The sequence below is a fragment of the Streptomyces sp. NPDC031474 genome, assembly GCF_055581185.1.
On the sequence record NZ_JBVIJX010000033.1, the window covers coordinates 47,467 to 56,843 of the forward strand.

At 69.1% G+C, this 9,377-nt stretch carries 9 protein-coding genes and 2 pseudogenes; 6 read left to right on the forward strand and 5 right to left on the reverse strand.

What is annotated here, in order from left to right; all coding sequences use genetic code 11:
• Positions 1-6 precede the first annotated feature (6 nt).
• A complete protein-coding gene (locus ACZ5SK_RS44045; RefSeq protein WP_334577902.1) occupies positions 7-1,062 on the reverse strand; it encodes a chitinase in 1,056 nt (351 codons plus the stop codon).
• A gap of 306 nt (positions 1,063-1,368) precedes the next feature.
• On the opposite strand from ACZ5SK_RS44045, the gene ACZ5SK_RS44050 reads away from it, so the two are divergent.
• From ACZ5SK_RS44050 to ACZ5SK_RS44065, 4 genes and pseudogenes are all read left to right on the forward strand, one after another.
• Positions 1,369-1,689: a hypothetical protein gene (locus tag ACZ5SK_RS44050; RefSeq protein ID WP_457495985.1), complete on the forward strand. Its 321-nt coding sequence runs from the start codon at positions 1,369-1,371 to the stop codon at positions 1,687-1,689.
• A 19-nt stretch (positions 1,690-1,708) separates the two neighbouring features.
• A pseudogene (locus ACZ5SK_RS44055) lies at positions 1,709-2,500 on the forward strand (polysaccharide deacetylase family protein); the annotation flags it as partial.
• Positions 2,491-3,114, forward strand: a pseudogene (locus ACZ5SK_RS44060) (acyltransferase family protein); the annotation flags it as partial. The pseudogenes ACZ5SK_RS44055 and ACZ5SK_RS44060, both read left to right, overlap by 10 nt.
• 32 nt (positions 3,115-3,146) lie before the next feature.
• Positions 3,147-3,842 carry a demethylmenaquinone methyltransferase gene (locus tag ACZ5SK_RS44065; protein ID WP_079660509.1) on the forward strand — a complete coding sequence of 232 codons (696 nt, stop codon included), beginning with the start codon at positions 3,147-3,149 and terminating at the stop codon, positions 3,840-3,842.
• 43 nt (positions 3,843-3,885) lie between these two features.
• Here the strand turns inward: ACZ5SK_RS44065 and ACZ5SK_RS44070 are convergent, their stop codons facing one another.
• The gene (locus ACZ5SK_RS44070) at positions 3,886-4,200 is read right to left on the reverse strand and encodes a PASTA domain-containing protein (protein WP_468577755.1); all 315 of its coding nucleotides are present in this window, start codon (positions 4,198-4,200) and stop codon (positions 3,886-3,888) included.
• Between the two features lie 132 nt (positions 4,201-4,332).
• Positions 4,333-4,839, reverse strand: coding sequence for a GNAT family N-acetyltransferase (locus ACZ5SK_RS44075; RefSeq protein ID WP_468577757.1), 507 nt, complete (start codon positions 4,837-4,839; stop codon positions 4,333-4,335).
• A gap of 97 nt (positions 4,840-4,936) precedes the next feature.
• Between ACZ5SK_RS44075 and ACZ5SK_RS44080 the strand changes: the two genes are divergently transcribed.
• A complete protein-coding gene (locus ACZ5SK_RS44080; RefSeq protein ID WP_334577898.1) occupies positions 4,937-6,244 on the forward strand; it encodes a geranylgeranyl reductase family protein in 1,308 nt (435 codons plus the stop codon).
• 192 nt (positions 6,245-6,436) lie between these two features.
• Here ACZ5SK_RS44080 and def read toward each other — a convergent pair whose 3' ends face one another.
• Both def and ACZ5SK_RS44090 read right to left on the reverse strand, forming a co-directional pair.
• The gene (gene def / locus ACZ5SK_RS44085) at positions 6,437-7,111 is read right to left on the reverse strand and encodes a peptide deformylase (RefSeq protein WP_457495984.1); all 675 of its coding nucleotides are present in this window, start codon (positions 7,109-7,111) and stop codon (positions 6,437-6,439) included.
• 534 nt (positions 7,112-7,645) lie between these two features.
• Positions 7,646-8,446 carry a C40 family peptidase gene (locus ACZ5SK_RS44090; RefSeq protein WP_334577896.1) on the reverse strand — a complete coding sequence of 267 codons (801 nt, stop codon included), beginning with the start codon at positions 8,444-8,446 and terminating at the stop codon, positions 7,646-7,648.
• Positions 8,447-9,200: 754 nt separating this feature from the next.
• Here ACZ5SK_RS44090 and ndhC point away from each other — a divergent pair.
• Positions 9,201-9,377, forward strand: a 177-nt coding sequence (gene ndhC, locus ACZ5SK_RS44095; RefSeq protein WP_361709605.1) for an NADH-quinone oxidoreductase subunit A, incomplete at its 3' end; no start/stop codon positions are given.

Below are 9,377 nucleotides of genomic sequence, written 5' to 3' on the forward strand. Positions count from 1 at the left end.
TTTCTCCTACTTCGAAAACGCCTCCGCAAATGCTCCCGAACTCTGCTCGACCCCACTGCAGTTGGTCAGAGCGTCATCCTTGGCCGAGTCCTCGTCCGAACACTGCTGATCCCGGAACGTCGACCACATGGAAACCCAGGAAATCCCCTTCTGCTCGGCGAACGCCCGTACCTGAGCCGCATCCGCCAGCGAAAACGTCTCGCCCGCGACATCGTTGGTCCCGATCATCGAGGTCAGCGCCATCCCCCTCCACGCGACGGAGTCCTCCGTCCCGAACACCGACTTCAACTGCGCCTGCGCCGCCGTCGCCGAGGTGATCGCGTATCCGCCCATGTCATCGGCGTACGACTCGCCGTAGTTCATTGTCATGAGGTTGACGGTCGACACCTGCACGTCGTACTTGTTCGCGGACGCCAGCAGCGCCAGGCTGTCGGAGTCCAGCCCGGACGGCATCACCGGGAGCGTGAAGGAGACCTCCAGGCCGGGCCGTTCCTTCTGCAGCGCCGCGATCGCCCGGGAGCGCAGGGCGACCGAGGCGGAGTCGGTGAGTTCGTCGCCCTCAATGTCGAAGTCGGCCTGCGTGGAGCCGGCCGCGTCGAGCGCCGCTCCGTACGCCTCGGCGAGTTCCGACGCGCTGTCACAGGTGGCCGCCAACTCCTTGCCGGAGGCCCCGCCGAAGGAGACCCGCACCGTGGCGCCCGACTTCGTCAACGCCGAGATACGGGACTTCACCGCCGAGTCGTCGATGGCGTTCGTCTCGTTCCACTTCGGCGTACAACTGCTGCCGTCGGCGATCACGAACGCCAGGTTGTACGTCGTCGGCGAGCCTGCGGAGTCGTTGACGGAGGCCTCCGCCGCGCTCACGTAGGGCGCGTAGGAGGTGCTCTTGCCCGTTGCGTTGTCCGTGTCGTTGCCCGTTGCACTGTCTGTTGCATTGTCTGTTGCGTTGTCCGTGGCCTTGGGGGCCGCGCCGGACGTGTTGTCGGACCCCGCGGAGCATCCCGCCAGGGCCAGGGCGAACAGGCAGGCGACCCCGGCCGTCGGCATCAGGAAACTCCTCATTGCGTATGCACCCGCTTTCGTGACTTCTCTCTCAGCACCGAAACAAAAGGTGATAACCACCCGCCCAAAAGGGATAATCAACCCTCCCATGGTGAGTGGCGGTTGCGCAGGAGTTTCATGGATCTCTAGGGATTGGACAGGTTCACCCGTTTCTCATGGGCCTCTCACATGAGGCTCAGAGTTTGTGTCACATAAAGGCTCTCTAATATCCGGGGAATGCAATCCGAGCCTGCCATCGAAAGCCGTGCCGCAGCCCGCGGCCGCCGTCGCAGTCGCAAACGTGACGACGCCTCCGCGGAGGGGCCCGTGTTCGTTGACAACTCCGGACGCAGGTCGAAGCTGCTGCGCCGGATCGGTCTCGTCCTGGGAGTCGGCTGCCTCGCGTACGCCGTCGTCCTCGGCGCCGCCTTCATGGGCTGGGGCACGTCCCTGACCCCGTCCTCGCTGCTGCCGTTCGGCGGCGCAGGTCCGAGAGGCGCCCAGAACCCCGGCCCCGGCGGCATCCAGCCGCAGGGCGGTGTCGGCACCCCGCCCTCGAAGCCCACCGGCACCCCGCCCTCGGGCGTCGTCACCGGCGAGCCGCCCAGCTCCGCCCCGACCGCGACCGCCTCCGCGGCCGCCAACTGACCGGAGCGCGGCCACTTCCATGACGACCACTTCCTCCCGCGGCCGCCGCCGCGCCCCGACCCGCATGGAGCGGGCGGCGGGCAAGGCCGCGGCGCTGCAGAAACCGCGTGTCATCCTCGCCCTGCTGCTTCTGCTCGCACTGACCAGCGTGATGCTCCTGGACGGCTATCTGCGCGCCGAGGTCGGCGGCGACCAGCGGGTGCGCACCGGTGCCGCCGCAAGCAAGGTGCCCGAGAAGATCCTCGACGGCGGTCCCATCCTGACCTTCCGGGGCGGCCAGGCCACCACCGTCTCGGTGCCCGACAAGACGATCGCGCTGACCTTCGACGACGGCCCGAACCCGACCTGGACCCCCCAGGTCCTTCAGATCCTCCGGGAGTACGCCGTGCCCGGCACGTTCTTCCTGGTCGGCTCGATGGTGTCGCGCTATCCGGGCATCGTGAAGGACATGGTCGAGGAGGGCAACGAGGTGGGCGTCCACACCTTCACCCACGTCGACCTCTCCTACCAGTCCGACGCCCGCGTCAACCGGGAGATGGAGCAGACCCAGCTCGCCCTCGCGGGCGCGGCCGGCATCACGACGACGCTCTTCCGCGCCCCGTACTCCTCCGAGACGGACGCCATCGACAACTACAGCTGGCCCGTCTACGAGAAGCTCGGCGAGGACGGTTACACCAGCGTCTTCGTCGACACCGACAGCGACGACTGGAAGAAGCCGGGCGTCTCGAAGATCGTCCAGTGGGCCACGCCGAAGGACGGCAAGGGCGCGTCGGTGCTGTTCCACGACGCCGGCGGCGAGCGCTCCCAGACATCCCTGTGCTGGCGCTCTCCTTCGCGCCGATCCTGGTCCTGAACTTCGTCTGGGCCGGCCCGGACAACCGTGTCGGCAGCGCGCTGTGGGACCTGTCGACGTACCTCTTCTGCTGGATGCTCGGCTTCGCGCACCGCGACGGTGTCCTGCAGCGCATGAAGCCTGCCCTGGTGACCTTGGTGTCGCTGGCGGCGATCGGCTTCGGCGGCTGGTACGCCTTCACGCACCAGGCGGACGCCGGCACCTACGACCTGGACGAGATCCCGCTCGCGCAGGCCTTCTGGTCAGCCGGCTTCGTCATGCTGCTGATGTGGGCGAAGGCCTACTTCGGCATCGACTTCGCCTGGCTCACCCGGCTCCGGCGCACGAACCGCGTCGTCACCGTCTTCAACGCGCGCGCGGTGACGATCTACCTCTGGCACGAGATCGCCCTGATCCTCGCCGTCCCGCTGATCGACCGGTTCTGGGACATCCCCGCGTTCGAGACGTACCTGCCGCTGGACAGCCAGTGGTTCATGTTCGGCGTGGGCTGGCTGCTGATCGGCGTCTTCGTGCTGGCGTGCGGGTGGGTCGAGGACGTGGCGGCACGGAAGAAGCCGAGGCTCCTGCCGTGAGCCGGTGAGGGAGGGGCTGCCACAATGGACGGGTGACCCGCGCTTCCCTGAACAAGCAGCCCAACGAAGTCGCCTCGATGTTCGACCGCGTGGCGGAACGGTACGACCTGACCAACGACGTGCTGTCGCTGGGCCAGGACCGGAGGTGGCGCAAGGAGGTCGCGAAGGCGGTCGACGCCCGCCCCGCCCAGAAGGTCCTGGACCTCGCCGCGGGCACTGCCACCTCCTCCCTCCCCTTCGCCCGCACCGGCGCCTACGTCGTCCCCTGCGACTTCTCCCTCGGCATGCTCCAGGTCGGCAAGCGGAACCACGCATGGCTGCCCTTCACGGCCGGGGACGCGACGCGGCTGCCCTTCAAGGACGACACCTTCGACGCCGTCACCATCTCCTTCGGCCTGCGCAACGTGCAGGACTTCGACGCCGCCCTGCGCGAGATGTACCGGGTGACCCGCCCCGGCGGACGCGTCGTGATCTGCGAGTTCTCGCACCCGACCTGGGCGCCCTTCCGGACCGTCTACACCGAGTACCTGATGCGCGCCCTGCCCCCGGTTGCCCGCGCGGTCTCCTCCAACCCCGACGCCTACGTCTACCTCGCCGAGTCCATCCGCGCCTGGCCCGACCAGCCCGCCCTCGCCGAGCACCTGCGCAAGGCCGGCTGGTCGAAGGTCGCCTGGCGCAACCTGACCGGCGGCGTGGTCACCCTCCACCGAGGCTTCAAGGACGCCTGAGGCCCGGTTTTCGGCGTGCCTGCGCGGCCACGCTCCCACGCACCTACCTGCTGATCGCCTCGAAGGGATCCCCGGGCTGGTCCAGCTCGCGCTCCAGCCCGCCCCCGCCCGGTCTCGGCACGCGCGGCTCGCGCACGCCCGCGCCTCCGCCGCCCTCCCCCTCACCGAAGTCGAACCACACGGTGACGACGGCACCACGCGGCACCTCGACACCTGGCGGCGGGTACTGCCGTACGACGTAGTCGACGACCGCGCGATGGAAGTCGGGCCGGTCCGGCGCGGCCAGCAGCACGCCGTGCGCCACGGCCGCCTCACGCGCGTCCACGGCCATCAGACCCACGAACCTCGGCACGCGCACTTCGGGTGTTTTGGGCGGTATGAGCACAGATGTCACCCCCAGCGGTACTGGAAGGGTAACCGCCCGTGGGTGCCGCCCGGAAGCGTCAGGTGTCTTTCTGTAGCCGATAATCGCGCCGGTCGCTACAGAGCGTCACCAGGTGAGGCGGTAGCAATGCCCTTCCCGCTCCAGCTCAGGCGTCAGGAACACCTCCGAGAGCCGCATACCCAGCCGTTGCGCGACGGCGATCGACCGCTCGTTGCGCGCGTCGACCATGGCCACCACCCCCGGCACCCCGGCCGCCCGCACCCGATCCAGCGTCATCTGCGCGGCCGTCGTCGCATACCCCCGCCCCCAGTGCTCCCGCCCCAGCCGCCACCCGATCTCGATCTCGCCCTTGGGACCCCACTCCCGCGGCCACGGCTGGGCGCCCGTGAAGCCGATGACCCGGCCGTCCCGGTCCAGCATCGTCCACAGACAGAAGCCGTGCTCGGCGTCGTGCCGCCGCTGGCGGGCGGTGAGCTCCTCGTAGGCGGACAGCTCCGCGGATCTGCCTCCGTGGAACTCCATCACCTCCGGGTGGTCGAACACCCGGTGCCACGCGACCGCGTCCTCGTCCGTGGGAACACGCAGCCGTACTTCGGGGAGAGCTCGGTTCACTGGGCAGCCCTTCAGCGGGGTGATCAATTCTGCTGAATAGACTGCCCATGTCCAGTGCCGGTCGGCACGCAGATTCCGAACTTGGGGAGATCCCGCCGTGACCGCCGTGAACGAGCCCCACGCCGAGCACTTCTCCGAGAACACCGCCGACGTGATCGTCGTCGGCGCGGGGCCGGCCGGCTCCACGACCGCCTACTACCTCGCCAAGGCCGGACTCGACGTACTCCTCCTCGAGAAGACCGAGTTCCCGCGCGAGAAGGTCTGCGGCGACGGCCTCACCCCGCGCGCCACCAAGCAGCTCGTGGCCATGGGCATCGACATCTCCGAGGAGGCCGGCTGGCTGCGCAACAAGGGCCTCAGGATCATCGGCGGCGGGGTGCGCCTGCAGCTCGACTGGCCGGATCTCGCCTCCTTCCCCGACTACGGCCTCGTCCGCAAGCGCGACGACTTCGACGAACAGCTCGCCCGCCAGGCCCAGAAGGCGGGCGCCCGCCTGTACGAGCGCTGCAACGTCGGCGCCCCGATCATCGACGACCGCACCGGCCGCATCACCGGTGTGCGCGCCAAGCTCGGCGAGGAGAAGCGTGAAGTCACCTTCCACGCCCCGCTGGTGGTGGCCGCCGACGGCAACTCCACCCGCCTCTCGCTCGCGATGGGCCTGCACCGCCGCGAGGACCGCCCGATGGGCGTCGCCGTCCGCACCTACTTCACCTCCCCGCGCCACGAGGACGACTACCTGGAGTCCTGGCTGGAGCTGTGGGACCGCCGAGGCCCCGGCGAGGACCGGCTGCTGCCGGGCTACGGCTGGATCTTCGGCATGGGAGACGGCACGTCGAACGTCGGCCTGGGCGTGCTGAACACCTCCGACTCCTTCAAGGAACTCGACTGGCGCGAGGTCCTCAAGGCCTGGTGTGCGTCCATGCCGGAGGACTGGGGCTACACCCCGGAGAACATGACCGGCCCGATCCGCGGCGCCGCCCTCCCCATGGCCTTCAACCGCAAGCCCCACTACACCAAGGGGCTGCTGCTGGTCGGCGACGCCGGCGGCCTGGTGAACCCCTTCAACGGCGAGGGCATCGCCTACGCCATGGAGTCCGGCCAGATCGCCGCCGACGTCATCGTCCAGGCCCACGCCCGCGCCACCCCCGGCCAGCGTGAACTCGCCCTGCAGCGCTACCCGCAGATCCTCGCGGACACCTACGGCGGCTACTACACGCTGGGCCGCGCCTTCGTGAAGCTCATCGGCAACCCGAAGGTCATGAAGATCGCGGCCCAGCGCGGCCTGACCCACCCCTTGCTGATGAAGTTCACCCTCAAGATGCTCGCCAACCTGACCGACCCCACGGGCGGCGACGCGATGGACCGCATCATCAACGGCCTGAGCAAGGTAGCCCCAAAGGCCTGACCACCAACCACCCCACCCCTGGGACGCCAACCACCCCGATCCGGAGAACACCGGCCGTCCGGCGGCCGGTCCGGCCCGGGGGCGTTGGCCGAGCCTGACTCAGGGCGGTGGCAGGATCCGGATCCCCGACTCAGGGCTGTGGCAGGGTCCGGGTCCCCGGCTCAGGGCTGTGGCAGGATCCGGGTCCCCGGCTCAGGGCTGTGGCAGGGCCTGAGGCCGGGCCTCCTGGGCCTGGGCCTGGGCCTGGCTCAGGGCCGTGGCCTTGGCGGCCCGGCGCGCGAAGACCTCTTCCCGCCGGTCCGCGACCTGCCGCAGGGCGTCCTTCCGGCCCCTCTTCGAAAGCCGGTCCAGATAGACCTGTCCGTCGAGATGGTCACTCTCGTGTTCCAGGCACCGCGCGAAGTACCCGCGCCCCTCGACGACCAGCGGACGGCCCTCCCGGTCGTATCCCCGCACCACGGCCCGGTCCGGCCGCGGTACGTCCATGACGGCGCCCGGCACCGACAGACACCCCTCGCCCTCGTCGAGCAGCCGTCGCCCGTCCGGGTCGAGCCGGTCCAGCACTGGATTGACGATGTGTCCGACATGTCGGACACCTTCGTCGTCCCAGCAGTCGTAGACGAAGACCCGCAGTCCGACACCGACCTGGTTCGCCGCAAGGCCGGCCCCGTCGGCGACGTACATGGTGAGGAACATGTCGTCGATGAGCGCGGCGAGATCCGGCCCGAACTCTGTGACGTCCCGGCACGACTTGTGCAGGACCTCTTCACCGACCTCGGTGATCCGCCGCACCGACCCACCCCGGGCCTCGGGCGCGAACGGCGGATACGAGGCAACCGGCTGCCCTTGCACGAACACACGTGGCATGACGTTCTCTCCTCCATCTCATGGACAGGCCATGGAGCTCCACAACCCGCCCACCGAGCATCCCAAGAGAACGACAACCGCGTCCGCGCGTCGGGAGAGGAGCGGCAGCAGCGAAGCCCGTGTGGCCGAGCAGGCCGAGAGAGCGGCGCGTGGTGCCCGCGCGACGAGGGAGGCCGGGATGCGTGGCCGAGCGCGCCAGAGGCGCGGCTGACGCCCGCCCGAACGCACCGAGAGGGCGGCCAAGGAGGCGAGCCCGACGTGAGGGGAGGGGCTGGCGTGAGAAGGGCCGGCGCGGGAGGGGCGCCAGAGGAGCTGGTGGACGTGGGAGGGCCGGCGTGGGAGGGGCTGGAGGGGCCGCCGATGCGCGCCCGAACGTGCCGGGGGAGCGGCCCGCGTGGCCGGCCGAGCGAGCGTTCGAGCTGCGGGGCGATCGGGCCCGCCGCCGGACGGGCAGGCGGAGCCCGAAGGGCCGCTGCCCCCGAGCGGCTGCGGCCCTTCCGTGCGTGAGGTGCCCTCACGGGCACCGAGAGGGTGTCAGAGCACCCGCACCGCTCCGGTCGGCGGGTCGTACGACAGCGGCTTCTCGGCCACGCCGGTGGACGGGTTCTGCGCGCCGACGAACATGCCGTCGCCGACGTACACCGCCACGTGGTACGCGCTGCCCGCGCTGCCCCAGTAGAGGATGTCGCCCGGCTGCAGGTTGTCCAGCGACACCTGGGTGCCGGCGGTGGACTGGTCCTGCGAGACACGCGGCAGGTCGATGCCGACCTGCTTGAAGGCGGTCTGCACCAGACCCGAGCAGTCCCACGAGTTGGGGCCCGTCCCGCCGGAGACGTAGGCGTCCCCGATCTGCGCCTTCACGAACGCGATGACAGCGGCGGCCGAACCGGTCGCCGTGGACGAGCTGGTGGAGCTGCTGCTCGGCGCGGACGTCGAGGCCAGCGTGGTCCGCTCGGCGTTGCGCGTGGCACGCTCGGCGGCGGCCTTGCGGGCGGCCTCCGCCTTCTTCGTCGCCTCGGCCTTGGCGTCGGCGAGGTCCTTCTTGGCCTCCTTGGCGGCTGCTGCGGCGGCCGCGTCACGCTCGGCCTGCAGCTGGTAGTTCGCTGCGGCCTGCTGCGTGGCCTCAGCGGACTGCGCGACCTGGGCGGCCAGGTCGCCCGTGAGTACGGGCAGTTCGAGCGTCTGCGTCACCGGCTCGGCGGCGTTCGCCGAACCGGCCGCCGTGGCGACGGCCAGCGTGCCGAGGACACCACTGGCGACTCCGGCCCGCATCGCGATCGTCGACGCGCTGCGGCGGGGTTTCCGGTGGCTGCGTATGTGAGCGGTGTGGGACATGAGTCCAACCGGTATCAGGGGCTCCTCCATACCTTCAAGAAACGTGTGCTGCGCCACAGTTGTTCAATCGACGCCCCAATTCCCCTGCCTCGCGTTCTTTATTGACGCCGTAACGGACATTACGGACGCAGGTGATCAAGCCTGTGATCATGGGCTTTCGTCGTTACGCCCGGATTGCCCGGCACCTACCACCGGTCGAGACTGTTGGCCAAGCCCGCTTCTTAGACGCCTCTCACGAATGTGGCGGAGGTCACGGAACGGTTACCGCAGCGGCCGCGTCTCGCGCATGCGGCGGGATCGCCTCCGCTCGTGAACGCGTGCACGCGTCCACGAGTCGTCCACACCCCGTCCCGCGCTCCCCCTGATGTGTGAACGCGGCCCTCTATCAGGACGCCGCGTCCATCACGAATTTGCATGCAAGGGAAGCTTCTTGATATGGAGACGCCCCTCGCGGCCTGCGGTGACGAGCGTAAATGTCACTTCTTGTGATCACTCTGACGCTTCGCGTATGAAGATCACCGCTGATATGACTTCATGATCCTTCGTCAGGTGGTGGAGATCACAAAGCTTGTGTAATACCCCGTGTCGCAGATCACAGAGCGGCGGGCATAAGATGCGAGGCAGTTGGGCTTGTGACCTGCTTCACATGTTCGCGATCTTCGCCGGGACGGGCGGGGTTCGTGGGACCGGTGGGGCTGACGTGAGTCCGATGCCATCGCCAGCAGTCAGTGCCGACTGAGAGGAGCGAGGAGCGGTGAACGCGTATGCGCCCATCCTCGTACTGGGAGCCCTCGGGGCAGGCTTTGCGATCTTCTCCGTGGTCATGGCCACGCTGATCGGGCCGAAGCGGTACAACCGCGCCAAGCTCGAGGCCTACGAGTGCGGTATCGAGCCGACCCCCACGCCGGCCGGCGGCGGGCGCTTCCCCATC